Source organism: Kitasatospora brasiliensis (assembly GCF_032654805.1).
Classification (GTDB): domain Bacteria; phylum Actinomycetota; class Actinomycetes; order Streptomycetales; family Streptomycetaceae; genus Kitasatospora; species Kitasatospora brasiliensis.
Genome location: NZ_JAUOOW010000001.1, coordinates 1,083,439 through 1,109,334, shown reverse-complemented (window position 1 = coordinate 1,109,334; position 25,896 = coordinate 1,083,439). Strand labels below are relative to the sequence as shown.

23 protein-coding genes are annotated in these 25,896 nt (G+C 72.1%); 18 read left to right on the top strand and 5 right to left on the bottom strand.

What is annotated here, in order from left to right:
• The first annotated feature begins 98 nt into the window (after window positions 1-98).
• From ftsW to QWJ13_RS05005, 9 genes are all read left to right on the top strand, one after another.
• Entirely contained in the window at window positions 99-1,412 is a 1,314-nt protein-coding gene (gene ftsW, locus QWJ13_RS05045) for a putative lipid II flippase FtsW (protein ID WP_316520761.1), read from the top strand.
• A 6-nt stretch (window positions 1,413-1,418) separates the two neighbouring features.
• On the top strand, window positions 1,419-2,525 hold the full coding sequence (murG, locus tag QWJ13_RS05040) for an undecaprenyldiphospho-muramoylpentapeptide beta-N-acetylglucosaminyltransferase (protein WP_316520758.1): 1,107 nt from the start codon (window positions 1,419-1,421) through the stop codon (window positions 2,523-2,525).
• A complete protein-coding gene (locus tag QWJ13_RS05035; RefSeq protein WP_316520757.1) occupies window positions 2,518-3,294 on the top strand; it encodes a cell division protein FtsQ/DivIB in 777 nt (258 codons plus the stop codon). Before murG ends, QWJ13_RS05035 begins: the two co-directional genes overlap by 8 nt.
• A 363-nt stretch (window positions 3,295-3,657) precedes the next feature.
• Complete coding sequence (ftsZ, locus tag QWJ13_RS05030) at window positions 3,658-4,890, top strand: cell division protein FtsZ (RefSeq protein ID WP_316520756.1); 1,233 nt, start codon at window positions 3,658-3,660, stop codon at window positions 4,888-4,890.
• Entirely contained in the window at window positions 4,887-5,618 is a 732-nt protein-coding gene (gene pgeF, locus QWJ13_RS05025) for a peptidoglycan editing factor PgeF (protein ID WP_316520754.1), read from the top strand. Before ftsZ ends, pgeF begins: the two co-directional genes overlap by 4 nt.
• On the top strand, window positions 5,618-6,406 hold the full coding sequence (locus tag QWJ13_RS05020; RefSeq protein ID WP_316520752.1) for a YggS family pyridoxal phosphate-dependent enzyme: 789 nt from the start codon (window positions 5,618-5,620) through the stop codon (window positions 6,404-6,406). The genes pgeF and QWJ13_RS05020 overlap by 1 nt, the downstream gene beginning before the upstream one ends.
• A gap of 224 nt (window positions 6,407-6,630) precedes the next feature.
• The gene (locus tag QWJ13_RS05015) at window positions 6,631-7,248 is read left to right on the top strand and encodes a cell division protein SepF (protein ID WP_316520749.1); all 618 of its coding nucleotides are present in this window, start codon (window positions 6,631-6,633) and stop codon (window positions 7,246-7,248) included.
• A gap of 98 nt (window positions 7,249-7,346) precedes the next feature.
• A complete protein-coding gene (locus QWJ13_RS05010; protein ID WP_030060143.1) occupies window positions 7,347-7,628 on the top strand; it encodes a YggT family protein in 282 nt (93 codons plus the stop codon).
• Window positions 7,629-7,687: 59 nt separating this feature from the next.
• The gene (locus tag QWJ13_RS05005) at window positions 7,688-9,082 is read left to right on the top strand and encodes a DivIVA domain-containing protein (protein WP_316520747.1); all 1,395 of its coding nucleotides are present in this window, start codon (window positions 7,688-7,690) and stop codon (window positions 9,080-9,082) included.
• A 220-nt stretch (window positions 9,083-9,302) separates the two neighbouring features.
• Here the strand turns inward: QWJ13_RS05005 and ileS are convergent, their stop codons facing one another.
• Window positions 9,303-12,434: an isoleucine--tRNA ligase gene (gene ileS, locus QWJ13_RS05000; RefSeq protein WP_316520746.1), complete on the bottom strand. Its 3,132-nt coding sequence runs from the start codon at window positions 12,432-12,434 to the stop codon at window positions 9,303-9,305.
• A 632-nt stretch (window positions 12,435-13,066) separates the two neighbouring features.
• On the opposite strand from ileS, the gene QWJ13_RS04995 reads away from it, so the two are divergent.
• The 7 genes from QWJ13_RS04995 to QWJ13_RS04965 all read left to right on the top strand — a co-directional run bounded on the left by QWJ13_RS04995 (window position 13,067) and on the right by QWJ13_RS04965 (window position 20,101).
• Window positions 13,067-13,531 (top strand): TraR/DksA family transcriptional regulator, encoded by a 465-nt coding sequence (locus QWJ13_RS04995; RefSeq protein ID WP_316520745.1) that lies wholly within the window; start codon window positions 13,067-13,069, stop codon window positions 13,529-13,531.
• Between the two features lie 33 nt (window positions 13,532-13,564).
• On the top strand, window positions 13,565-14,263 hold the full coding sequence (gene lspA, locus QWJ13_RS04990; protein ID WP_432277426.1) for a signal peptidase II: 699 nt from the start codon (window positions 13,565-13,567) through the stop codon (window positions 14,261-14,263).
• Between the two features lie 54 nt (window positions 14,264-14,317).
• Complete coding sequence (locus QWJ13_RS04985; protein WP_316520743.1) at window positions 14,318-15,256, top strand: RluA family pseudouridine synthase; 939 nt, start codon at window positions 14,318-14,320, stop codon at window positions 15,254-15,256.
• Window position 15,257: 1 nt separating this feature from the next.
• Entirely contained in the window at window positions 15,258-15,722 is a 465-nt protein-coding gene (locus tag QWJ13_RS04980) for a GNAT family N-acetyltransferase (protein ID WP_316520742.1), read from the top strand.
• Between the two features lie 108 nt (window positions 15,723-15,830).
• Window positions 15,831-18,608 (top strand): alpha/beta fold hydrolase, encoded by a 2,778-nt coding sequence (locus QWJ13_RS04975; protein WP_316520740.1) that lies wholly within the window; start codon window positions 15,831-15,833, stop codon window positions 18,606-18,608.
• The gene (locus tag QWJ13_RS04970) at window positions 18,605-19,459 is read left to right on the top strand and encodes an ABC transporter permease (protein WP_316520739.1); all 855 of its coding nucleotides are present in this window, start codon (window positions 18,605-18,607) and stop codon (window positions 19,457-19,459) included. The genes QWJ13_RS04975 and QWJ13_RS04970 overlap by 4 nt, the downstream gene beginning before the upstream one ends.
• Before the next feature lie 63 nt (window positions 19,460-19,522).
• Window positions 19,523-20,101 (top strand): dienelactone hydrolase family protein, encoded by a 579-nt coding sequence (locus tag QWJ13_RS04965; protein ID WP_316520738.1) that lies wholly within the window; start codon window positions 19,523-19,525, stop codon window positions 20,099-20,101.
• A gap of 58 nt (window positions 20,102-20,159) precedes the next feature.
• Here the strand turns inward: QWJ13_RS04965 and QWJ13_RS04960 are convergent, their stop codons facing one another.
• Both QWJ13_RS04960 and QWJ13_RS04955 read right to left on the bottom strand, forming a co-directional pair.
• Window positions 20,160-20,927 (bottom strand): VOC family protein, encoded by a 768-nt coding sequence (locus QWJ13_RS04960; protein ID WP_316520737.1) that lies wholly within the window; start codon window positions 20,925-20,927, stop codon window positions 20,160-20,162.
• Window positions 20,928-20,984: 57 nt separating this feature from the next.
• Window positions 20,985-22,664, bottom strand: a complete 1,680-nt coding sequence (locus tag QWJ13_RS04955) for an AMP-binding protein (RefSeq protein ID WP_316520735.1) — start codon at window positions 22,662-22,664, stop codon at window positions 20,985-20,987.
• A 162-nt stretch (window positions 22,665-22,826) separates the two neighbouring features.
• On the opposite strand from QWJ13_RS04955, the gene QWJ13_RS04950 reads away from it, so the two are divergent.
• A complete protein-coding gene (locus tag QWJ13_RS04950) occupies window positions 22,827-23,687 on the top strand; it encodes an arylamine N-acetyltransferase family protein (protein ID WP_316520733.1) in 861 nt (286 codons plus the stop codon).
• Window positions 23,688-23,861: 174 nt separating this feature from the next.
• Here the strand turns inward: QWJ13_RS04950 and QWJ13_RS04945 are convergent, their stop codons facing one another.
• Window positions 23,862-24,323, bottom strand: a complete 462-nt coding sequence (locus QWJ13_RS04945) for a hypothetical protein (protein ID WP_316520732.1) — start codon at window positions 24,321-24,323, stop codon at window positions 23,862-23,864.
• Between the two features lie 249 nt (window positions 24,324-24,572).
• Window positions 24,573-24,938 carry a hypothetical protein gene (locus tag QWJ13_RS04940; RefSeq protein WP_316520731.1) on the bottom strand — a complete coding sequence of 122 codons (366 nt, stop codon included), beginning with the start codon at window positions 24,936-24,938 and terminating at the stop codon, window positions 24,573-24,575.
• Between the two features lie 175 nt (window positions 24,939-25,113).
• On the opposite strand from QWJ13_RS04940, the gene QWJ13_RS04935 reads away from it, so the two are divergent.
• Entirely contained in the window at window positions 25,114-25,845 is a 732-nt protein-coding gene (locus QWJ13_RS04935) for a hypothetical protein (protein ID WP_316520730.1), read from the top strand.
• The last annotated feature ends 51 nt before the right edge of the window (window positions 25,846-25,896 follow it).

Below are 25,896 nucleotides of genomic sequence, written 5' to 3'. Positions count from 1 at the left end.
GCTTGGGCGAACGAGCCGTGGACAAGGGAGAGCGGGGAGCGGTGGCGGGGCAGGGCAGGGCGGATTCCGGCGTTGTGAAGCGGGACGCCGCCGAGCCGATGAGAGTGATCTCCGCCACCACGACCAAGTACAAGTCGGCCGGTCCACTGGGCCGGATCCAGGCTCTCCGGGCCCGGGTCCGGTACTGGCTGGACCGGCCGCTCACGCCGTACCTGCTGATCATCGGCAGCACCCTGCTGCTGGTCGTGCTCGGCCTGATGATGGTCTTCTCGGCCTCGCAGATCCTCGCCCTGAACCAGCACCACACGGCGCAGTACTACTTCCTCAAGCAGCTGATCGCGGCCATCCTCGGACTGGTCCTGCTGATCGGCTTCGCCTCCGTGCCGCTGGCGGTGCTGCGGGTGGTCGTCTACCCCGTGATGATCGTGGTGATCGGCCTGCTCACGCTGGTCGCCATCCCCGGCATCGGGGTGCGGATCAACGGCAACCAGAACTGGCTGGATTTCGGCTTCTTCCAGTTCCAGCCCTCGGAGTTCGCCAAGCTCGCGCTGGTGCTCTGGGGCGCCGACCTGCTCGCCCGCAAGCAGAAGGCCGGCACCCTCGGTTCGTGGAAGCACCTGCTGGTGCCGCTGGTGCCGGGCGCCCTGCTGCTGCTCGCGCTGATCATGTTCGGCGGCGACATGGGCACCTCGATGATCCTGGTGGCCATGGTGTTCGCGCTGCTCTGGATGGTCGGCGCCCCGCTGCGGCTGTTCGTGGCGACCCTCGGGGTGGCGGTGGTGGTCTGCACCGCCCTGGTGGTCACCGTCCCGCACCGGGCCGAGCGGCTGAGCTGCATAGGCGTCACCAAGATCGACGCCGACGGCCTCTGCTTCCAGGCCCTGCACGGGGTCTTCGCGTTCGCCAACGGCGGAGGCTTCGGAACCGGCCTCGGTGCCGGCGTGGAGAAATGGGGCCAACTGCCCGAGGCGCACACCGACTTCATCTTCGCCGCGACCGGCGAGGAACTCGGTCTGGTGGGGACGCTGTCGGTGCTCGGTCTCTTCGCGGCACTAGGCTACGCGGGTATCCGTGTGGCCATCGGTACGAAGGACCCCTTCGTCAGGTACGCCGCGGGAGCCGCCACCACCTGGATCATGGCGCAGGCCGTGATCAACCTGGGGTCGGCGCTGGGACTGCTGCCCATCGCGGGCGTCCCGCTCCCGCTGTTCTCCTACGGCGGTTCCGCCATGCTGTCGGCCATGTCCGCGATCGGTGTGCTGCTGTGCCTGGCGCGCAGCACCTCGGGCGCGAAGGCGGCCCTGGCCGCCCGGAGCAAGAACTCCCGGATCAGGAGACAACTGGCCCGGGTGCTGCCACGACGACGAACCACAGCGCGCCCGGCCCCGGGGCCGGCACGCAGGGAGCGGTGAATTTCGGTGCATGTCGTACTCGCCGGCGGGGGGACCGCCGGTCACATCGAGCCGGCCATGGCCCTCGCGGATGCCCTCCGCAGGCACGACCCGTCCATCGGGATCACCGCCCTGGGCACCGAGCGCGGACTGGAGACCCGACTGGTGCCCGAGCGCGGCTACCAGCTGGAGCTGATCCCGGCCGTCCCGCTGCCCCGCAAGCCCACCCCGGAGCTGATCACCGTCCCCGGCCGGCTGCGCGGGACCGTCCGGGCCGCCCAGGAGATCATCGAGCGGGTCAACGCGGACGCCGTGGTCGGCTTCGGCGGCTACGTCGCGATGCCCGCCTACCTGGCGGCCAAGCGGGCCGGCGTGCCGATCGTGGTGCACGAGGCGAACGCCCGTCCGGGCCTGGCCAACAAGATCGGCGCCCGCTACAGCGACTTCGTGGCGGTCTCCACGCCGGACAGCAAGCTGCGCGACTCCCGGTACATCGGCATCCCGCTGCGCCGGACCATCGCCACCCTGGACCGCGGCGCCGCCCGTCCGGAGGCCCGCCAGTACTTCGGCCTCGACCAGCGGCTGCCCACCCTGCTCGTCTCCGGCGGCTCCCAGGGCGCGCGCCGACTCAACGAGACGGTCACCGCGATCGCCCCGCGGCTCCAGCAGTACGGCGTGCAGATCCTGCACGCGGTCGGCCCGAAGAACGAGCTGCCGCAGGTCGCGGACGTCCCCGGGATGCCGCCGTACCGCCCGGTTCCGTACCTGGACCGGATGGACCTCGCGTACGCGGCCGCCGACATGATGCTCTGCCGGGCCGGCGCCATGACGGTGGCCGAGCTGGCGGCCGTCGGCCTGCCCGCCGCCTTCGTCCCGCTGCCGATCGGCAACGGCGAGCAGCGGCTGAACGCCCAGCCGATGGTCAAGGCCGGGGGCGGTCTGCTGGTGGACGACGCCGAGCTGACCGCGGACTGGGTGCTCCAGAACGTCCTGCCGGTGCTCACCGACCCGCAGCGGCTGTGGGACATGAGCCGGGCGGCCGCCGAGTTCGGCCGCCGGGACGCCGACGACCTGCTGGTCGGCATGGTCTACGAGGCGATCCAGGCCCACCGCGGCGGCCGCCGCCGTGGCTGACGGCCGGCTCGCCGACCCGCTGGAGCGGGAGCTGGAGGTGGAGGAGTCCGCTCCCCGCCTCCGGCTCTCCCGGCGGGGCATCGTGGTGCTGGGCGCGCTCGGCGCCGCGGTGCTCGGCGTGCTGGCCTGGCTGGTTTTCCTCTCCTCGGTGCTGGACGTGCGCACCGTCGCCGTCCAGGGGACGACCGACGAGAGACTGACGACGGACCAGGTCCGCGAGGCGGTCGGCGGGCTGGGTGACGGCCCGCTGGCGCGCGTGGACCTGGACGTCGTCCGGCACCGGGTGGAGGCCATCCCCCGGGTGGCCAAGGCGGAGGTGTGGCGCGGCTGGCCGCACACCCTTCGGGTGAAGGTGGTGCAGCGCAAGGCGGTGGCCGCCGTCAAGGGGGATGACGGCCAGTTCACCCAGGTCGATGCCGACGGCGTGAGCTTCGCCACCGAGTCGGCGCCGCCGGAGGGCGTGCCGGTGGTGGAACTGCGGCTCAGTCAGCAGGCGAGCGACGTCGACGGGGTGATCGACCGTTCGCAGCTGGTGCAGGGCGCGGTCGCGGTGGCCGCGGGCCTGCCGCCGGAGGTCGCCAAGCGGGCCGGCTCGGTGCTGGTGCACTCGTACGACGACATCGAGTTGCAGCTCAGCGGGGGTGTGACGGTGCGCTGGGGGAGCCCGGAGCAGATCGATCGCAAGGCCCGGGTGCTGGTCCCGCTGATGAACCTGAAGGGTACGAACTTCGACGTGACGGCGCCTGAGGCGCCGGCGGTGTCGGGATGATCCGGTAGGTTCTACGCCTGAGGGAGGGTTGACGCCTCGCAGTGTCGGCCCGACTCTTGGTGGTCACCCCCGGTTTCCTAAGCCGGCCGATGATCACATAGGCTCAAAAGAAAAAGGGAAGCTCGGCGTGTTCGTTGAAACGCGTGCCCGGAGCCACCTAGTGTCCTGTGTCACCAGCCTGTGTTTCCTGGTGACGTGACGGAGGCACAGCACTAACCCTAAAGGTCAAGTTTAGGGTTGGGGTCGGCGGTCGGCATTTCGGACATTCAGTCAGAAACCAGGCTCCCTACCCATCGACATCCGTCGGTACGGCCCCGCTTCGGGTCGGGCCGACCCGGAAATTCGAGGCGAGAGGCCTTCGACGTGGCAGCACCGCAGAACTACCTCGCAGTCATCAAGGTCGTCGGAATCGGCGGCGGTGGTGTCAACGCCATCAACCGGATGATCGAGGTCGGTCTCAAGGGCGTCGAGTTCATCGCGATCAACACCGATGCGCAGGCCCTCCTGATGAGCGACGCCGACGTCAAGCTCGATGTGGGCCGTGAACTCACCCGGGGCCTCGGCGCCGGCGCCAACCCCGAGGTCGGCCGCAAGGCCGCCGAGGACCACCGCGAGGAGATCGAGGAGGTCCTCAAGGGGGCCGACATGGTCTTCGTGACCGCCGGTGAGGGCGGTGGCACGGGCACCGGTGGCGCGCCCGTCGTCGCCAACATCGCGCGCTCGCTGGGCGCGCTGACCATCGGCGTGGTCACCCGTCCGTTCACCTTCGAGGGTCGGCGCCGGGCCAACCAGGCCGAGGACGGCATCGCCTCCCTGCGCGAAGAGGTCGACACCCTCATCGTGATCCCCAACGACCGGCTGCTGTCCATCTCGGACCGCCAGGTCAGCGTCCTCGACGCGTTCCGCTCGGCCGACCAGGTCCTGCTCTCCGGTGTCCAGGGCATCACCGACCTGATCACCACCCCGGGTCTGATCAACCTGGACTTCGCCGACGTCAAGTCCGTCATGTCGGAGGCCGGTTCGGCCCTCATGGGCATCGGCTCGGCCCGCGGTGAGGACCGCGCCAAGGCCGCCGCCGTGATGGCGATCTCCTCGCCGCTGCTGGAGGCCTCGATCGACGGCGCCCGCGGCGTGCTGCTGTCCATCTCGGGCGGCTCCGACCTCGGCCTGTTCGAGATCAACGAGTCGGCCCAGCTGGTCAGCGAGGCGGCCCACCCCGAGGCGAACATCATCTTCGGTGCGGTCATCGACGACGCGCTCGGCGACGAGGTCCGGGTCACCGTCATCGCGGCCGGCTTCGACGGCGGGCAGCCGCCGGCGATCGTCCGCGACCCGGTGGTCAAGTCCACCACCCCGGAGCGCCCGGCCACGCCGCCGGCCGCCCCGGAGCGCCCGGCCAGTCGCCCGTCGTACGGCGGCATCGGCTCGGTGACGTCCCGTTCGGAGAGCGAGACCCCGGCCGCCGCGCCGACCAGGACCGCCGAGGCCCCGGCCACCACGACCGCCGCCGCGGTGCCGCCGCAGGTGCAGCCGGCCCGTCAGCCGTATGTGGAGAGTCCGGCCGAGGAGCTCGACGTCCCGGATTTCCTTAAGTGATCGATCACGCGATCCGCGCCGGTGCTCACTTCGCCTTCACCTCACGGTGGGGCGGGGTGAGCACTTCGCCGTACGGGGAGTTGAACCTCGGCGGCGCGGTGGGGGACGACCCGCAGGCCGTGCGGGAGAACCGGGCGCGCGCGGCCCGGGGGCTGGGGCTCGACCCGGCCGACGTGGTGTGGATGAACCAGGTGCACGGTGCCGAGGTCGCGGTGGTGACGGAGCGCCAGCCGCTCGGGCAGGCCCCGACGGTGGACGCGGTGGTCACCGACCGGCCCCTCGCGCTGGCGGTGCTGACCGCCGACTGCACCCCGGTGCTGCTGGCGGATCCGGTGGCGGGCGTGGTGGGCGCGGCCCACGCCGGCCGACCCGGGCTGGCGGCCGGGGTGGTCCCCGCGGTCGTCCGGGCGATGGTCGAGCTGGGGGCGGAACCCGCGCGGATCGCCGCCGCCACCGGTCCCGCGGTCTGCGGGCGCTGCTACGAGGTGCCGGCCGAACTGCGCGCCGAGGTCGCCGAGGTGGTGCCGGAGGCCTTCGCCGAGACGTCCTGGGGGACTCCGGCCCTGGACGTGGCGGAGGGAGTCGTGGCCCAGCTGGCCGCGGCGGGGGTCAACGAGGTGGTGCGATCACCGGTCTGCACCCTCGAATCCGCCGATCACTTCTCCTATCGTCGCGAGCAGCGCACCGGTCGGCTCGCGAGCTACGTCTGGTTGGGCTCTGATCTCTGATGACGAATGACATCTACGGACCGTTCCCGGGGAGCGCCGAGTTCACGGCGGCGCTGACGGAGGGCCAGCGGGCCCGGTACGAGGAACTCGGGACCAACCTCGACGTGGTCGAGCGCCGGATCGCGGACGCGTGCGCGGCCGCCGGGCGCGCCCGGGACGAGGTCACCCTGATCGTCGTCACCAAGACCTACCCCGCCGAGGACACCGCGCTGCTGGCCGGCCTGGGTGTGACGGATGTCGCGGAGAACCGGGACCAGGACGCCGCGCCCAAAGCAGAGCAGTGCAGAAACCTTCCTCTTGACTGGCACTTCGTCGGACAGCTGCAGACGAACAAGGTCCGCTCGGTCGTCCGGTACGCGAACCACGTGCACTCGGTGGACCGGCTGCGGCTGGTCGAGTCGCTCTCCGCGGCGGTGCTCAAGTCGGAGCGCCCGGAGCTGGGTTGCCTGGTGCAGGTGGCGCTGGACAAGGAGCACGGGGAGGGCGCGCACCGCGCGGGGGTCGCGCCCGAGGACGTCGCGCAACTGGCCGACGCGATCGCCGACACGCCCGGGCTTCGCCTGGACGGTGTGATGACCGTCGCTCCGCTGAACGGCCCGCTGGCAGGGGATCCGGCGCGTGCCTTCGATCGGCTGACGGAAATCGCAACCGCCGTACGGGCGGCCCATCCGACTGCCACCATGGTCTCCGCAGGGATGAGCGGCGACCTTGAGCAGGCGATTGCCGCCGGTGCGACACATGTACGCGTCGGAACGGCGGTACTCGGAGTGAGGTCACCCCTCAGGTAACGTCACCGGGTAGTAGATCAGACAGCAGGACAAAATAGGACAGAATCTAGCAGCTCTTCGGAGCGCTAGCGAACCGTGGATCGCAGCTCCGCGGCCCCCACTCCACGAGTTCTGACCGGCCGTCGGCCTGATGCGCCGTCGTGGAGGGACCGCGGAATCCGCAGGCGGGGTCGTACGGCCCGGGCCGGAGCAGCCGGTCCACCACTAGCGGAGGAGACAGGAGCATGGCCGGCGCAATGCGCAAGATGGCGGTCTACCTCGGCCTCGTGGAGGACGAGACGTACGACGGCCAGGGGTACGACCCCGACGACGACTACGACGCGGACCCCGAACCGATCCGGACGGGCCAGCGGACCGAGGACATCCCCCGGCCGGCTCCGGCCCCGGCGGCCGCCACGCCCGCGCCGGTCTCCTCGATCACCCCGCAGCCGGTGCCCGCGGCGGTGCCGATCCGCCAGGAGACTCCGAGGATGGCCCCCGTGTCGTCCATCACACCCGAACGCCGCCACAACCTGGAGAAGAGCGCACCGGTGATCATGCCCAAGGTCGTGAACGAACGAGAGCCCTACCGCATCACCACACTGCACCCTCGGACCTACAACGAGGCCCGTACCATCGGGGAACAGTTCCGCGGCGGTACCCCCGTGATCATGAATCTGACCGAGATGGACGACACCGACGCGAAGCGCCTCGTAGACTTCGCCGCTGGACTCGTCTTCGGTCTGCACGGCAGTATCGAGCGCGTGACGCAGAAGGTGTTCCTGCTGTCGCCTGCTAACGTCGATGTCACGGCGGAGGACAAGGCTCGGATCGCCGAGGGTGGGTTCTTCAACCAGAGCTGACCCGGCCACGACTTTACGTGTGGATCTGATCAACAGTGGTTGGCGACAGGTGACGAGCGGCAGGCCCGAGGGATCGGGACCGGGGAGAGGGATACGCGATGGACATCGTGTGGGCGGTGCTCTACTACGCCCTGACCGTCTTCCTGGTGTTCCTGCTCGTGCGTTTGGTCATGGACTGGGTCTTCCAGTTCGCGCGTTCGTGGCGGCCGGGCAAGGCCATGGTCCTGGTCCTGGAGGCCACGTACACTGTCACGGATCCGCCGCTCAAGCTTCTTCGGCGGCTGATTCCGCCGTTGCGTTTCGGGGGCGTGGCGCTCGACCTGTCCTTCTTCGTACTGATGATCATTGTGTATGTCCTGATCTCGCTTGTGCACCCCTAGTCGTAGGTGAGCGATGCGACAGGATGCCGGTGTGCCGACGATCACGTTGAGGTGAAGAGATGCCATTGACCCCCGAGGACGTTCGGAACAAGCAGTTCACGACCGTCCGCCTGCGTGAAGGCTATGACGAGGACGAGGTCGATGCCTTCCTCGACGAGGTCGAGGCGGAGCTGACCCGCCTCCTCCGGGAGAACGAGGACCTGCGTGCCAAGCTGGCCGCCGCGACTCGTGCCGCCGCGCAGAACCAGGCGAACCTGCGCAAGGAACCGCAGCAGGACGCCCCCCGCCAGGGTGGCGCCCCGGTGCCCGCCGCCATATCCGGACCGCCGGTCCCCGGACAGCAGGGTCCGGGCGGCCCGCAGCAGATGGGCCCCGGCCCGCAGCAGCTCGGCCCCGGTGGCCCGCAGCAGCTGGGCCCCGGTAACGGTCCGCAGCAGATGGGTCCGGGCGGTCCGCAGCAGCAGATGGGCCCCGGCCCCCAGCAGCAGATGGGCAATCAGCCCCTCGGCCTGCCCGCCGGCGGCCCGCCGCAGCTCCCGGCTGCCGGTGGTCCGCAGCAGCAGATGAACCAGACCATGGGTGGCCAGCAGCAGCTGGTCCAGCCGATGGGCGGTCAGATGCTCCAGCCCATGGGCGGTCCCGGTGGCCCGCAGCAGATGGGCAACCCGATGGGCCAGGGCATGGGCCAGCAGCAGATGCAGCCCATGGGTGGCCCCATGGGTGGCCCGCAGCAGATGGGCGGCCCGATGGGCGCCCCGATGCAGCAGCAGGCCCCCGGTGGCGACAGTGCCGCCCGAGTGCTGGCGCTCGCTCAGCAGACCGCCGACCAGGCGATCTCCGAGGCCCGTTCCGAGGCCAACAAGATCGTCGGCGAGGCGCGCAGCCGGGCCGAGGGCCTGGAGCGCGACGCCCGTGCGAAGGCCGACGCGCTGGAGCGGGACGCGCAGGAGAAGCACCGCGTCGCGATGGGCTCGCTGGAGTCCGCCCGGGCCACGCTGGAGCGCAAGGTCGAGGACCTGCGGGCGTTCGAGCGTGAGTACCGCACGCGACTGAAGTCGTACCTGGAGACCCAGCTGCGTCAGCTGGAGTCGCAGGCCGACGACTCGCTCGCTCCGCCGCGGATCCCCGCCACCGCGTCGCTGCCGCCGGCGGCCTCGTCGATGGCTCCGGCCGGTGCCAGTGCGATGAGCAGTGGCGGGTCGGGCTTCGGTGGCAGCCAGCCGTCGTTCGGGGGCAACTCGCCGTCCTTCGGTGGGAACAGCTCCTTCGGTGGCAGCTCCTCGGCGCCGAGCTTCGGCGGGCAGTCCAACGGTGGCAACAGCGGTGCGCCGCAGATGCAGCCGGCCGGGATGACCCAGCCGATGGCGGCCGTCCGTCCGCAGCCGCCGCAGCCGATGCAGCAGGCTCCGGCGCCGATGCGGGGCTTCCTGATCGACGAGGACGGCGACAACTGAGGTTGTAGCAGGGCCTTTCGAGGGCGTCCCCTCTCTGACTTCCGGGTCGGGGAGGGGGCGCTCTTTTCGTGTTCGGGGGTAGTGCCGGATCGGCGGAGGGCGCGAAGGTGCGGGAGGGGGCGCCCTCTTGGCGTTGTCAGGAGTCGGGGGGCGTGCTGAGGGTGCGACAGAACCGCCGGCCCCTCCTCGCGGAGGGGCCGGCGGTTCTGTCGGGGGGCGGTCAGGCCTTGCGGAGCTGGAAGGCGAGGCCGAGGGATTCGTCGGCGAAGGTCTCGGACTCCCAGTCGGCCGCGCCGGCGGCGAAGTCGGTCGCGAGGACCTCCTCGGCGACCAGGGGGCCGTGCTCGGCGACGGCCTCGGCGGTCTCCTCCGAGGTGGCGCGCCAGCGCAGGACGATGCGGTCGGCGACGTCCAGGCCGGAGTTCTTCCGGGCCTCCTGGATCTGGCGGATGGCGTCGCGGGCGATGCCGAGGCGCTTGAGCTCCGGAGTGATGGCCAGGTCGAGGGCGACGGTGGCGCCGGACTCGTTGGCGACGGCCCAGCCCTCGCGCGGGGTCTCGGTGATGATCACCTCGTCCGGAGAGAGGGTGATCGTCTCGCCGTTCAGCTCGACCGAGGTCTCGCCGCCGGCCCGCAGTTCGGCGGCCAGGCGGGCGGCGTCGGTGGCGGCGACCGCCTTGGCGACGTCCTGCACGCCCTTGCCGAAACGCTTGCCCAGCGCGCGGAAGTTGGCCTTGGCGCTGGTGTCGACCAGCGAGCCCCCGACCTCCGCGAGCGACTCCAGGGTGGAGACGTTGAGCTCCTCGGCGATCTGCGCGCGCAGGTCGGCGGGCAGCTCCTCCCAGCCCTGGGCCGCGACCAGCGCGCGGGACAGCGGCTGACGGGTCTTCACGCCGGACTCGGCGCGGGTCGCGCGACCCAGCTCGACCAGGCGGCGGACCAGCGCCATGTGCCGGGAGAGCTCGGTGTCGATCAGCGACTCGTCGGCCTCCGGCCAGGTGGCCAGGTGCACCGAGGCCGGGGCGTCCGGGGCGACCGGGACGACCAGGTCCTGCCAGACCCGCTCGGTGATGAACGGGGTGAGCGGGGCCATCAGCCGGGTGACCGTCTCCAGCGCCTCGTGCAGGGTGGCGAGCGCGGCGGCGTCGCCCTGCCAGAAGCGGCGGCGGCCGCGGCGGACGTACCAGTTGGACAGGTCGTCGACGAAGCCGGACAGCAGCTTGCCGGCGCGCTGGGTGTCGTACGCCTCGAAGGCCGTGTCGACCTCGCGGACCAGGGTGTTCAGCTCGGAGAGCACCCAGCGGTCCAGCTGCGGGCGGTCGGCCGGGGCCGGGTCGTTCGCCGAGGGGGCCCAGCCGGCGGTGCGGGCGTACAGGGCCTGGAAGGCGACGGTGTTCCAGTAGGTGAGGAGGGTCTTGCGGACCACCTCCTGGATGGTGCCGTGGCCGACCCGGCGGGCCGACCAGGGCGAGCCGCCGGCCGCCATGAACCAGCGGACGGCGTCGGCGCCGTGCTGGTCCATCAGCGGGATCGGCTGGAGGATGTTGCCCAGGTGCTTGGACATCTTGCGGCCGTCCTCGGCCAGGATGTGGCCCAGGCAGACGACGTTCTCGTAGCTGCTCTTGTCGAACACCAGGGTGCCGACCGCCATCAGCGTGTAGAACCAGCCGCGGGTCTGGTCGATCGCCTCGGAGATGAACTGCGCCGGGTAGCGCTTCTCGAACAGCTCCTTGTTCTGGTACGGGTAGCCGTACTGGGCGAAGGGCATCGAGCCCGAGTCGTACCAGGCGTCGATGACCTCGGGCACGCGGGTGGCGGTGCCGCCGCAGTCGCGGCAGGCGAAGGTCACCGCGTCGATGTACGGGCGGTGCGGGTCGAGGCCGCTCTGGTCGGTGCCGGTGAGCTCGGACAGCTCGGCCAGCGAGCCGACGCAGGTGAGGTGGCCCTCCTCGCAGCGCCAGATCGGCAGCGGGGTGCCCCAGTAGCGGTTGCGGCTGAGCGCCCAGTCGATGTTGTTGTTCAGCCAGTCGCCGAAGCGGCCGTGCTTGACCGTCTCCGGGAACCAGTTGGTGGCCTCGTTCTCACGGATCATCGCGTCCTTGACGGCGGTGGTCCGGATGTACCAGGACGGCTGCGCGTAGTAGAGCAGCGCGGTGTGGCAGCGCCAGCAGTGCGGGTAGCTGTGCTCGTACGGCAGGTGACGGAAGAGCAGGCCGCGCTCCTTGAGGTCCGCGACCAGGGCCTCGTCGGCCTTCTTGAAGAACTGGCCGCCGACCAGCGGGACCTCGGGGGCGAAGGTGCCGTCGCCGAGCACCGGGTTGACCACCGGCAGGCCGTACTTGCGGCAGGTCGCGAGGTCGTCCGCGCCGAAGGCGGGGGACTGGTGGACGATGCCGGTGCCGTCCTCGGTGGTGACGTAGTCGGCGTTGAGGACGTAGTGGGCGTTCTCGATCTCGACCAGGTCGAAGGGGCGGCGGTACGCCCAGCGCTCCATCTCGGCGCCGGTGAAGGACTCGCCGGTGGTCTCCCAGCCCTCGCCGAGCGCCTTGGCGACCAGCGGCTCGGCGACGACGAGCTTCTCGTTGCCGTCGGTGGCCACCACGTAGGTGACCTCCGGGTGGACGGCGGCGGCGGTGTTGGAGACCAGGGTCCACGGGGTGGTGGTCCAGACCAGCAGGGCGGCCTGGCCGGCCAGCGGGCCGCTGGTCAGCGGGAAGCGGACGAAGACCGAGGGGTCGACCACGGTCTCGTAGCCCTGGGCCAGCTCGTGGTCCGACAGGCCGGTGCCGCAGCGCGGGCACCAGGGGGCGACCCGGTGGTCCTGGACCAGCAGGCCCTTGTCGAAGATCTGCTGGAGCGACCACCAGACGGACTGGACGTAGGACGGGTCCATCGTCCGGTAGGCCTCGTCCAGGTCGACCCAGTAGCCCATCCGGGTGGTGAGCTCGGTGAAGGCGTCGGTGTGGCGGGTCACCGACTCGCGGCACTTGGCGTTGAACTCGGCGATGCCGTACGCCTCGATGTCCTGCTTGCCGGAGAAGCCGAGCTCCTTCTCGACGGCGAGCTCGACCGGCAGGCCGTGGCAGTCCCAGCCGGCCTTGCGGGCGACGTGGTAGCCCTTCATGGTCCGGAAGCGCGGGAAGACGTCCTTGAAGACGCGGGCCTCGATGTGGTGGGCGCCGGGCATGCCGTTGGCGGTGGGCGGGCCCTCGTAGAAGACCCACTCGGGGCGGCCCTCGGACTGCTCCAGGCTGCGCTGGAAGATCTTGTTGTCCTGCCAGAAGGACAGGATCTGGTGCTCCAGGGCAGGCAGATCCACCTGCGCGGGAACGGGGTTGTAGGAGCTGCTCATCGCGGGCGTCTACCTCCGGCGGATGCTGGGACTGGATCCTCCGGAGGGACGAGACGGCCTGGCCGCCCCGCGGTACCACCCTCCTTGGCCGCGGTGCTGCGTTCGCGGCCCTCTTGTTTGGGCTTGCTGCCGGGTCTAGTGGGCCGCCGCACTCGGGATGCGGTGGCCGTTCTTCCGGCGGCTCCGGGGTGATCTTCCCGTCGTGCACACCCCCGGGCTCACACCGTCCCCGGGTCGCTGGTGGCTGCGTACGTCGGTACTCGTCCCATCTGCGCCTTGCAGGCCCAGTGTATCGACCTCCGCAAATCGATTTGGCCACGTGGACTCGGACGGGCTGGTTCAGGGCGGTTCGGGCGGTGGTTAGGAGGGGGCGATCTGGGCACAAATCCCTGAGCACATGGGGCGTGACGGTTGGGGCGGCTGCCTGGGTGGGAACGTATTGGGGCGTCGGTATGTCATGTTGTGACCGGTTTTGATCGGGATTATCGTTCCGGCACTGGAGGCCGCCGGGAACCGGCGGCTCGATTCGTTCGTAGATGGGGTCGAAAGCCATGGCTGAGCAGGCAACCGGCGCGCGCACCGCCACCAAGCGGGCACGCAAGGCCGTGGCGGTCGATCCAGGGGAGGGGACCGTGACCACTACCGCACCGAAGACCAGCATCGACACCGTCACCGCACCGCGCGGCGCCGAGTCCGTGGACCCGGCCACGCTGCCGGTCCGGCCTGGCGAGGAGGCGTGGACCGCCGAGGAGGTCCACGAGCTGCACGACGAGCTGATCGGCGAACTGGAGCGGCTCCGCAACGAGATCGACGCGGCCGAGGCCGCCATCTCCGGCCTGATGCGGGACTCCAACGACGGAGCCGGCGACGACCAGGTGGACGCCGGCACGAAGAACATCTCGCGGGAGAGCGAGCTGGCGCTGGCCAACAACGCGCGGGACAGCCTGGCCCAGACCGAACGCGCGCTGGAGCGGCTGGAAGGCGTCGGTTTCGGCACCTGCGAGTCCTGCGGACAGGCCATCGGCAAGGCCCGGATGCAGGCCTTCCCGAGGGCGACGCTCTGCGTGCAGTGCAAGGCCAAGCAGGAGCGCCGCTGAACCGGGTGACCGGAGCGACGTGGGGGGTCGGGCTTGCCGTACGCTCGACCCCGTAACGTCGCGTCGGCAGCGGAGCGGATCATCAGTACGCAAGGTTCCCCCCAGACCCGGGACAACGCCGTCCCGTCCCCCGCCGATGCCGTGGAGGTGCCCGTGACCGAGCCGGCCGAGTCGGTCGAGACAGCCGCGCCGGCCGGGGCGACGGCCGTGAACGGCGCGGCGGCCGAGGAGCGCAAGGGACCGCGCCGGGTCGGCGTACTGCTGGTCATCGCGGTGCTCGCCTTCCTGATCGACCTCGCCAGCAAGCTGCTGGTGGTCGCCCGGCTGGAGAACCACGCGGCGATCAAGGTGATCGGGGACGTGGTCACCCTCCAGGTGATCCGCAACTCGGGCGCGGCCTTCGGAATGGGGCAGGCCCTGACCGTCGTCTTCACGATGATCGCCTCGGCCGTCATCGTGGTGATCTGGCGGATCGCCCGCCGGCTGTACAGCCTGCCCTGGGCGATCGCGCTCGGGCTGCTGCTCGGCGGGGCGCTCGGCAACCTCACCGACCGGCTGTTCCGCTCGCCGGGCGTCTTCCGCGGGCACGTGGTGGACTTCATCTCCGTCCAGCACTTCGCCGTCTTCAACCTCGCGGACTCGGCGATCGTCTGCGGCGGGATCCTGGTGGTCCTGCTCTCCTTCCGGGGCAGCAACCCGGACGGGACCGTCCACCAGCAGCCCGAGAAGTAGGCCCCCGGGCCCTGGGCGGCGGGGGAGGGCCGCGTTTCCGGCATACTCGTACGGGTGAGTACCGCAGCGCAGATCCGCAACCTCCCCGTTCCCGACGGCCTGGAGGGCGAGCGCCTCGACGCCGCCCTGGCCCGGATGTTCGGCTTCTCCCGGACCAAGGCCGCCGAGCTGGCCGCCGACGGCAAGGTGACGCTCGACGGCGCCGTGGCCGGCAAGTCGGACCGGGTGACCGCCGGTTCCTGGCTGGAGGTCGAGATCCCGGCCCCCGCCGCCCCGGTGCGGATCGTCGCCGAGCCGGTCGAGGGCATGCGGATCGTCCACGAGGACGAGGACATCGTGCTGGTCGACAAGCCGATCGGCGTCGCCGCGCACCCCAGCCCGGGTTGGACCGGCCCCACCGTGATCGGCGGACTGGCCGCGGCCGGGTACCGGATCTCCACCTCGGGCGCCGCCGAGCGCCAGGGCATCGTGCACCGGCTGGATGTCGGCACCTCGGGGCTGATGGTGGTCGCCAAGTCCGAGCGCGCGTACACCGACCTCAAGCGGCAGTTCCACGACCGGATCACCGAGAAGCGCTACCACACGCTGGTGCAGGGCCACCCGGACCCGCTGAGCGGGACGGTGGACGCGCCGATCGGGCGGCACCCCAGCTCGGACTGGAAGTGGGCCGTCACCCGGGACGGCAAGCCGTCCGTCACCCACTACGACCTGATCGAGGCGTACCGGGCCGCGTCGCTGATGGCGATCAAGCTGGAGACCGGGCGCACCCACCAGATCCGCGTCCACATGTCCGCGCTGCGCCACCCCTGCGTCGGCGACCTCACGTACGGCGCCGACCCGACGCTGGCCAAGCGGCTGGGGCTGACCCGGCAGTGGCTGCACGCGGTGTCGCTCGGCTTCGAGCACCCGGCGGACGGACAGTGGGTCGAGTTCTCCAGCGAGTATCCGGCGGACCTGAAGAAGGCGCTGGACATCATCGCCGCGGAGAGCTGAGGTGTCGGCCGCCACGATCCGGGTCATCGCCAGTGAGGCGGACCTGGAGCTGGCACGGGCCGTCCGGCACGAGGTGTTCGTCGTCGAGCAGAACGTGCCGGAGGAGCTGGAGTACGACGAGTACGACGCGACCTCGGCGCACCTGCTGGCCGTCGGGGCCGACGGGGTCGGGCTGGGGACCGGGCGGCTGATCTTCGGGTCGCAGGCACGGGAGCTGACCGGCGGGATCGAGGGGCGGGTGCTGCTCGGGCGGCTCGCGGTCGTCGCGGCGGCCCGGGGCACGGGGCTCGGCGTGGAACTCGTCCGGGCGATCGAGGCCCTGGCGGTCGAGCGCGGGGGCGTGGAGGTCGAACTGCACGCCCAGGTGCAGGCGCTCGGGTTCTACGAGCGGCTCGGGTACGTGGCCGAGGGACCGGTGTACGACGACGCGGGGATACCGCATCGGACGATGACGCGGGTGTTGTAGCGGGTCGTCCCGCACAAGGCCCCCGCGCCCCTTTCGGGGCGCGGGGGCCTTGTGCTTCCGGGTGGCTTTATCGGACGCCTACTCGGACGGCGGATACGATCAGCGCCCATGGAGTTCGGTGGGGCATGGCGTCGCTGGCGCGCCCGTGGCACGACGGTCAGACACAGGGTGCTGGCGGGGGCGGTGGCCCTGGTGGCGGTGGCCGCCGCGGGTACCGCGACGGTGGCGTCCGGCAGCGAGCAGAAGGTCCACCAGGAGGACCGATTCCTCAGCACGCCGGAGACGCCCGGCAGCGACCGGCAGGTCCAGCTGGACACCTCGTTCTTCACCACCCCCGGCGGCGGACCGCGCCCGGCGGTGCTGCTGGCGCACGGCTTCGGCGGCTCCAAGGAGGGCGAGCGCACCCGGGCCGAGCAGCTGGCCCGGCAGGGGTACGCGGTGCTGACCTGGTCGGCGCGCGGCTTCGGGCACTCGGGCGGCAAGATCGGGCTGAACGCGCCGGACCGCGAGGTCGAGGACGTCAAGCACCTGGTGGACTGGCTGGCCCAGCGCCCCGAGGTGCAGCTGGACGCGCCCGGCGACCCGAAGGTCGGCATCACCGGCGCCTCGTACGGCGGGGCGGTCTCGCTGCTCGCCTCCGCGTACGACCCCCGGATCGACGCGGTGGCCACCCAGATCACCTGGTGGAACCTGGCCGACGCGCTGTTCCCGCAGGGCGTGCAGGGCTCGGGCGCGGCCGACGGCGTGTTCAAGAAGCTGTGGGCCGGGATCTTCTTCACCACCGGCTCGGCCGGCGACCTCGGCCCCTCGGGCGAGGCACCACGGGAGAGCGGCGCCACCAAGCCGGAGGCGGACGGGCCGGTCGGCTGCGGGCGGTTCCTGGAGTCGCTCTGTCAGATGTACGACCGGGTCGCCACCGCCGGGCACGCCGACCCGGAGGCCGTCGCGCTGCTGGACCGCTCCAGCCCGTCCTCGGTGGCGGCGAAGCTCAAGGCGCCCACGCTGGTGGTGCAGGGGCAGCAGGACTCGCTGTTCCCGCTGGACCAGGGGGACAGGATCGCCCAGGCGGTGGCCGCCAACGGCGCGCCGGTCGCGGTGGACTGGTTCGCGGGCGGGCACGACGGCGGGACGGACACCAGCGCGCGGGTGGACGACCGGGTCACGGCCTGGTTCGATCACCACCTCAAGGGCGAGCGGAACAGCACCGGGCCCGCGTTCCGGGTCACCCGCACCGGCGGGGTGGACTCGACCGGCTTCCAGGCCGTGCTGCGCGGCGCCACCGCCGACCGGTATCCCGGGCTGGGCGGGACGGGCACGCGGACCGTCGAGCTGGCGGGCGGCGAGAAGACGATCGCCAACCCGCCCGGTGGCGCGCCGCCCGGGATCTCGACGCTGCCGGGCATCGGCGCGCTCAGCCAGGCGGCCTCGCTGGGCGCCGGGCTGTCGCTGGACTTCCCCGGGCAGCACGCCGCCTTCGACTCGGCGCCGCTGGACTCGCCGCTGCACCTGACCGGGCAGCCGACCGTCCCGGTGCGGGTCCAGGCCGACCGGCCGGACGCGGTGCTGTTCGCCAAGCTGTACGACGTCGGGCCGGACGGCAAGGCGGTGCTGCCCCAGCAGCTGGTGGCCCCGCTGCGGGTCACCGGTGCCGACGCCGGGCAGACCGTCACCGTCGCGCTGCCCGCCGTGGACCACACCTTCCCGGCCGGGCACCGGATGCGGCTGGTGCTGGCCGGCACCGACCTGGCGTACGCCTCGCCGGTCGAGCCGGCCACCTACCGGGTCGCGCCGGCCGGGGCGCTCACCGTGCCGACCGTCGAGCAGCTGGTCACCGAGGCGGCGCCGCTGCCCTCGCGGACCTGGGTGCTGCCGCTGGTCGCCGTGGCGGTGGCCGCCGCCCTGCTGCTGGTGCCCCGGCTGCGCCGCCGCCGGGCGGCCGCCGGGCCCGCGTTCGAGCCGGAGCTGGCTGATGTGCCGCTGCTGATCAGCGGCCTGAGCAAGCGCTACAAGGGCTCCCAGGACCGTTACGCCGTACGGGAGTTGGGCTTCCGGGTGGAGCGGGGGCAGGTGCTCGGACTGCTCGGGCCGAACGGCGCGGGCAAGACCACCACGCTGCGGATGCTGATGGGCCTGATCCGCCCGGACGCCGGGGAGATCCGGATCTTCGGGCATCTGGTGCGGCCCGGCGCGCCGGTGCTGTCCCGGGTCGGGGCGTTCGTGGAGGGCGCGGGCTTCCTGCCGCACCTCACCGGGCGGGCCAACCTGCGGCTGTACTGGCAGGCGACGGGCCGCCCGGAGGCCGACGCGCGCTTCGACGAGGCGCTGGCCATCGCCGGGCTCGGCGAGGCGCTGGACCGCGCGGTGCGGACGTACTCGCAGGGCATGCGGCAGCGGCTGGCGATCGCGCAGGCGATGCTCGGGATGCCGGACCTGCTGATCCTCGACGAGCCGACCAACGGGCTGGACCCGCCGCAGATCCGGGAGATGCGTGAGGTGATGATCCGGTACGCGGCCGGCGGGCGGACCGTGATCGTCTCCAGCCACCTGCTGTCCGAGGTCGAGCAGAGCTGTACGGACCTGGTGGTGATGGACCGCGGGCGGCTGGTCACGGCCGGCCCGGTCGGGGACATCGTGGGCGCGGGCGAGCTGCTGATGATCGGCATCGCCGGCCCGTACGACCCGGCGCCGGCGGTCGAGAAGGTGACCGCGCTGGCCGGGGTCGCCTCGGCCGAGGCCGTCGAAGGCGGACTGCTGGTGCGCCTGGACGGGATGACGGCCGGCGAGCTGCTGGTCGAGCTGGTGCGGCTGGAGGTGCCGGTGGAGAGCGCCGGACCGCAGCGGCGGCTGGAGGACGCGTTCCTGTCGTTGATCGGAGGTGGAGCGTGAGCGCTGTTTCGACGGACCACGCGGAGGGGTACCGGGCAAGCCGGACGCTGCCGCTGCGGGTGGAGGCGATGCGCCAACTGCGCCGGCGCCGCACACTGTTGATCGGTCTGGTGCTGGCCGCCATGCCGTTCGTCATCCTGGCCGCGTTCCAGATCGGCGGCACCCCGGGCCGGCCGAACCGGACCACCTTCATCGAGCTGGCCACCGCCTCGGGGGCCAACTTCGCGGTCACCATGCTGTTCGTCGGCACCGGATTCATGCTGGTCATCCCGGTCGCGCTGTTCTGCGGGGACACCGTCGCCTCCGAGGCCAGCTGGTCCTCGCTGCGCTACCTGCTGGCCGCGCCGGTGCCCCGGGCCCGGCTGCTGGCCCGCAAGTTCGCCGTCGGGCTGGCGTTCTCGGCGGTGGCCGTGGTGATGCTGCCCGCCATCGGACTGGTCGTCGGCACCGCCGCGTACGGCTGGGGGGACCTCAAGCTGCCCGCCGGGGCCGGCCTGCCGGCGGCGGAGGCGCTGCCCCGGATCGCCATCGCGGTGGCCTTCGTGTTCCTCAGCGAGATCGTGATCGCCGCTCTGGCGTTCTGGCTCTCCACGGCGACGGACGCACCGCTGGGCGCGGTGGGCGGCGCGGTGTTCGCCTCGATCATCACCGGGGTGCTGGACGCCGTCACCGCGCTGGGCGACCTGCGGGAGTGGCTGCCCGCGCACTGGCAGTACTCGTGGGCGGACGCCCTCCAGCCGCAGCTGGAGTGGGGCGGCATGGTGCAGGGCGTCTCGCTGTCGCTCTCGTACGCGGTGGTGCTGCTGGCGCTGGCGTTCCGGGGCTTCGCGCGCAAGGACGTGGTGTCGTAGGGCCCGGTCGGGGATGCGGGATCATGGGTGGGTAGCCGACATCGCCTGAGAAGGACCCGAACCGTGGCCCAGATCGTCCTCTTCCACTCCGCCTACGGGCTGCGGCCCGCCGTGCACGCCGCCGCCGACCGGCTGCGCGCCGCCGGGCACACCGTGCACACGCCGGACCTGTTCGACGGGCGGACCTTCGACTCCGTCGAGGAGGCGCAGGAGTTCCAGGAGGAGCTCGGCGGCCGGGACGAGCTGCTGCGGCGCGCGGTGACGGCGGCCGCGCCGGTGTCCGAGGGCGGGCTGGTGTACGCCGGTTTCTCGCTCGGCGGCGCGGTGGCGCAGAACCTGGCGCTGGCCGACGAGAAGGCGCGCGGGCTGCTGCTCCTGCACGGCACCTCGGACCTGCGGGAGGACGCGGCCACCGAGATCCCCGTACAGCTGCACATCGCGGAGCCGGACCCGTTCGAGCCGGAGGACTGGCTGAACGCCTGGTACCTGCGGATGCGGCGGGCCGGGGCGGAGGTGGAGGTGCACCGCTACCGGGGCGCCGGTCACCTGTTCACCGACCCGGAGCTGCCGGACTACGACGAGGAGGCGGCCGAGCGGGCCTGGGCGGCTTCGCTGGACTTCCTCGCGGAGCTGGACGACTGACGTTCCCGGAGGCTGCGCGGGAAGTCGGACGGGCCGACTTCCCGCGCAGGGGCGCGTGTCACATCGGCTGGGGCTTGATCATGGCGAAGATGCCGCCCTGGGGGTCGGCGACCACCGTCATCCGGCCGGCGACCATGTCGAAGGGCGGGACGAAGACATTGCCGCCGGCCTTGACCAGGGCGTCCGTGGTGGAGTCGACGTCGTCCACCGAGAAGTACGTCAGCCAGTGCGCCGGGGTGCCGGGCGGGTCGTTGGCGAGCAGGGTGGCGCCACCGACCGGGCGGCCGCCGACCTTCAGCTCCCAGTAGGCGTCCGCGCCCTCCATCGCCGAGAACTCGATGCCGAACGCCTCGCCGTAGAAGCCGGTGGCGGCCGGGATGTCGCTGGTGTGCAGCTCGTTCCAGGTCAGCGCGCCGGGCTCGTTGACGACCTGGGCGCCGGAGAAGTCGACGGGCTGCCAGACGCCGAACACCGCGCCCTGGGGGTCGGCGGCGATCAGCATCCGGCCGAGGTTGCCGACGTCCATGACCGGCGCGATCAGGGTGCCGCCGGCGGCGACGATCGCGTCCTGGGTGGCCTGGGCGTCGGTGGTGGCCAGGTAGCTGGTCCAGACGGTCGGTGCCTGGGGATCCATGGTCGGGCCGATGCCGGCCACGGCCTTGCCGTTGAGCTCGCAGACGGCGTACCCGCCGAACTCGTCCGGTCCGGGTTCGCCCTGCCAGCCCAGCAGGTCGCGGTAGAAGTCCAGTGCGGCCAGGTGGTTCTTGGCCATCAGGCCGACCCAGCACGGGGTGCCGGTCGCGTACGGGGAGGTGACCTCGGGCATTTCATCTCTTTCCGGTGGGATTCGGGCATCTGGTGGTCACGATTTCCCCGCTCGGTGTCATCCGCCACTCGACACGCCACCACGGTCGGTGGGCGCGGTCGGGTCGTCGTCGGTGGCGGGCAGCGGCCGGGAGCCGGTGAGCCAGGCCCGGAGGGCGTTCTTGCGGACCTTGCCGAGCTCGTTGCGGGGCAAGCGCGGCACGGTCTCGACGCGGGTGGGCCAGTACCAGTCGGTCATGCCGCGTTCGTCCAGCCAGGTGTGCAGTTCGGCCAGGTCAGGGGCGGTGCGGCCGGGTCCGGGGACGATGACGGCGCAGGGCAGGTCGCCGTTCTCGGCGGGATAGCCGACCAGGGCGACGTCGGCGATCGCCGGGTGCGCGCGCAACTCCGCCTCCACGTCCAGGACGGGGATCATCAGCTGGGTGGTGCCGGAGATCCGGTCGGAGGCCCGGCCCGCGTAGGCCAAGCCCCCTTCGCCGTCCGGGCGCACCAGGTCGCCGGTGGCGTACCAGCCGTCGGTGTCGGCGGCGCGCCAGCGGAGGCGGCCGGTGTCGCGGTCGAAGGTGCCCAGACAGGTGGACGGGCCGCGGACGTCGAGCGGGGAGGGCTGGTCCGGTTCGGCGGTGGGCGCCGTCCGCAGTTCGACCCCGGGCATCGGGCGGCCGATGCTGCGGGTGGCCCGTTCGGGTGGGTCGGCGGGGCCGGTGGCGGTGATCCCGGCGGCTTCCGTGGAACCCAGCGAGTTGACGACGTGCCCGCTCAGGGTGCGGCACAGCAGGTCGACCAGTTCGGGTGAGGGGCTCGCGGCCATCACGGCCACCGCCTCCCAGACGGGCAGGTCCCGGGGGCGGCGGCGCTGCTCGGCGGCGAGGGACTCCAGCATGGCGGGCGGGGCGAACAGGGCGCCGGTGCGGTGGGCGCTGATCAGGTCGAGCCAGCGACCGGCGTCCCACTCGTCGCAGTACAGGGCACTGGTGCGGTGGACGAGCGGGCGCAGGATGCCGTTGCGCAGGCCGACGCTGTGGCTGAGCGGGGTGAGCACCGGGAAGGGCCGGTCGTACGGCGGGGACACGACCGGCAGCGGGCGGCGGACCGCGGCGTACAGGGTGTTCAGGCTGTGCACGACGGCGGTGGCGCTGCCCGTGGTGCCGGAGGTGAACAGCACGGTGGCGGCCTCGTCGGGGCCGAGGGCGATGTCCGGTGGCACGGACCGGGTGGCGGCGCGGTCGAAGACGGGGTCGCCGATGGCCGCGTGGTGGCGCAGGGCCGGCAGGTCGTCGGTGAGCCGGGCGAGGGCTGCGTCGTGCTCCGGGTCGGCGGCGCGGTCCGTCGTGACCAGCAGGACGGCGCCGGTCGAGGCCAGCATCCGGCCCACCTCACGGCGGCCGAAGCGCAGGGAGACCGGCATGATCACGGCGCCGACCCGCCAGCAGGCGAGGGCGAGCGCGGCCGTCTCCCACCAGTCGGGCAGCTGGAAGGCCACCATCTCGCCGGGCCGGACGCCCAGCTCGTACAGGGCGGCGGCGAACCGCTCCACCCGGGCGGCGAGGTCGGCGAAGGTGAGGGTGGTCGTCCGGTCCCCGACCGCCCGGTGGTTGATCATCATGGGCCGGTCGGGCAGCCGCTCGGCGGCGTCGCGCAGATCGTCCAGGAAGGTCTCGTCGCGCCACCAGCCCTGCTCGCGGTAGCGGGCGGCGGTGGCGGGCAGGGGACGCAGGGCGTCGAACAGTTCCGGCATGGGATCCGCTCCCTCGGGTGGGGCTCGCCGGGCCATGCCAGCACTCTGGCACGGTTGGGCGGGCCGCGCCCCCGCGAGGGATGGGGTGAGCGAGGGGGCGGTGTCGAAGGTGGGGGTCCTGGGCAACCGCCGGGGTGGTGCGGTTCGTTCGAGGAGGAGCGCATGGACAGGCCGATCAGCCCGGTGTGGGGCGCGGACCGGTTGGACCTCGACTCCTATCTGGCCCGGATCGGGTACCAGGGGGAGCGCGAGCCGACGCTCACCGTGCTGCGCGCGCTGCACGCCGCCCACATCGCCGCGTTCGCCTTCGAGGACCTGGAGGTCGTCCTGGGGCGGACCGTCCGGCTCGACCTGGAGTCCGTGCAGGCGAAGATGGTCAAGGGGCGGCGCGGGGGCACCTGCTGCGAGCAGACCCTGCTCTACGCCGCAGCCCTTGAGGCGATCGGCTTCACCTTCACCGCGACGGCGTCCCGCGTCCGCCTGGGTGAGGAGCGGATCCGTCCGGCGACCCACTACTCGCTGCGGGTGGAACTCGGGGGCGAGGAGTGGTTCACCGACGTCGGCTTCGGGGCGGAGGGCCTCCTGGAGCCGCTGCGGCTGCTCGACGGCGAGATCGTCCGGCAGTCCGGTTGGACGTACGGGCTGCTCCGGGAGGCGGGCCCGACCCCGGGCACGGCCGGGCCGCTGGTGCTGCGGCTGCGCAAGCGCGACGGCTGGTTCGACCTCTACGCGATCGGGACGGATCCGCGCTTCCCGGTCGACTTCACCGTGACCAGCCACTTCACGGCCACCCACCCCCGCTCGCCGTTCCACGACCGGCTGCTGGTGGGGAAGCCGGCGGCCGACCAGCGGCTCGTGCTGCGCGACAGGGAACTCGTGCGGCTGCTGCCGGACGGTACGGAGGAGCGGCGTCCGGTGTCGGCGGGGGAGCTGCCCGGGTTGCTGCGGGAGGAGTTCGGGGTGGAGCTGGACGCCGAGGACAGTGCCGCGCTCGTCGAGCGCTACGGGGAGGGGCGGGGGTAGGCGAAGTGCGCAGGAAGTCGGCTGGGCCGACTTTTCGTGCGGGCCCATCGGCGGGCTACCGGCAGGACTACATGACAGCCCCAACGCGCCGTGGTGGCGCGGCAGTTCCCGTGGCGGCAGCGGAGGGAGGCATGCCGGGGAGTACCTCAAGATCATCCGACGGCCTGAGTCGGCCTACCACCGGCGGGCCAGGCGGCGGTACCACCAGAACTCCGTACGCCAGCTGCGCCGGTGCGTGAACGGGTCCGGCAGGGTGCGGCGCAGGAGGGCCGCGTCCAACGGGCGTAGCACCCGGACGAGTTCGGCGCGGGCCCGGGGCGGCAGGATGGGCAGGATCTCCTCCAGCACGTCGCGCGCGTGCCGGACATCGTCGAAGGAGCAGCCCGAGCAGGAGCATTCGGCCTCCTGCGGGTACAACGGGCGGCGGCCCGGCGGGTGGAGGAACTCGCGGTAGCGCCGGAGGGCCCGGTCGGTGTCGCCCGGGTGGATGAGGTAGCCGGGGTTCAGGCGTTCGGTACGGAGCACGGCCAGGGCGGCCCGGGCGGAGAGCCCGTGGATGCGGGCGGGCGGGGTCGGCCCCCAGACGCGTGGAGTCGGGTGTTCGGCGCGCACTGCGCCGGGGCGCTTACGCGGCATCGGCCTTTCGGCAGGTGGTCATGGTTGCCATCATGCCGGATGGCTCCGTACGTCCGCAGGCGGATTTACGGTGCCAGGGCCGCCGACACCCGGGCGAGGCGGTCCGTCGGCGCTTTCGTCACGGGCCCGTCATGCCGTTGGCCGGTGACGGTGGGACGGGAATGCGCGGGAAGTCGGATGGGTCGACTTCCCGCGTACGGGATGGGGTTGTGGTGGCGGCCCGCACCGTGGGGTGCGGGCCGCGACTCGTCAGTACGAGGTGCTGGTGTTGCACCGGCCGGTGGCGCCGTTGCACACGACGACGTACGAGGTGATTCCGGAGTCCTGGAGCTGGGCGGTCACGTTCTCCACGCCGCGGGTGAAGGAGCTCGCGTCGGAGGAGTGGCCGTTCGACTGGTGGAGGGTGATGTAACAGGGGTCGCCCGTGGTGGAGGTGATGAAGCCCTGCACGTAGTCGTGCCCGTTGATGCGGTTGACGTCCATGCGTCCGGCGCAGCCCGGGACGTTGGCGTAGTAGGAGGTCGTGGCCGAAGCCATCCCCGCGCCGAGGCCCAGGCCGACCGTGGCGATGGCGGTGACGGCGCCGAGGCGGGCAATGGTGCGTTTGCCAATCATCTGTGTCTCCAAGGGAGTTGGTGGATTCTGGGCCCGGCATACGGTGCCACCGGGGCCAGTCGGAGACAAGAGGGCCTCAGTGAGGAGACTCAAGTTCCACGAGGGGCGGGGCGGCACAGGGAGTCGGGCGGGCCGACTTTCCGGGCGCGCCGGGGATTCCGGCACGATGGACCCCATGCACTCCGACCGCTACGCGCCGACGACCACCCTCCCCGGCCTGCTTCAGCGCGGCCGAGGTCAAGGCGCGCTGATCGCCGCCGAGGATCCTTCCTCCGTCGCCGATCTGGTCCACGGCTGCATCCGCTGGGACTGGCGCTGGGACCGGCGACTCGACTCCCGGCACGTCTACCTCGCCCGCTTGATCCGAGACCTGGGTCTCCCGTTCGCCGTCCCCGTGGGCGAGATGCGGGCCCGGGAGGTCGAACCGGCGACGCCCGAGCCGACCCCCGGGCAGGACATGCCGACCCTGATCGCCGCACTCGAAGAGCACTGGGTGACCCAGACCTGGCGCGGCCCCGCCGCCCTGGCCCGCGCCCTCGCCCGCTTCGGCCCCGAGGCCGCCGAGGCCGCCGGCGCCGCCCCCGCCGTCTCCTTGCTGCGCCGGTTCTGGCTCGCCACCCCGCACTCGTACGAGCGCCCCGCCTACCTGGAGGCCCTGGCGGCGATGGGCGCCCCCGGCCTGCCCGAGGTGTACGTCGAGTCGCTCTGGGACTGCGAACCACGGGCCCGCCTGCTCGCCGTCGAGCACGCCCCCGACCGCCCCGGCGTACGGGACCGCCTCGGCTACCTCCGGGACGATCCGATCGAGGAGCCGGACGTCCGCGAGGCCGCCGCGACGCGACTCGCCGCACTGGCCTGGGCACCGCCGGCCGCCGCGAAGGAACCCGTTCGAAGGGGGCTAGAGTAGACGGGTGAGCGTGTGAGTGATGGTCCGGACCCCGAGAGGTGCTCCGGGCCA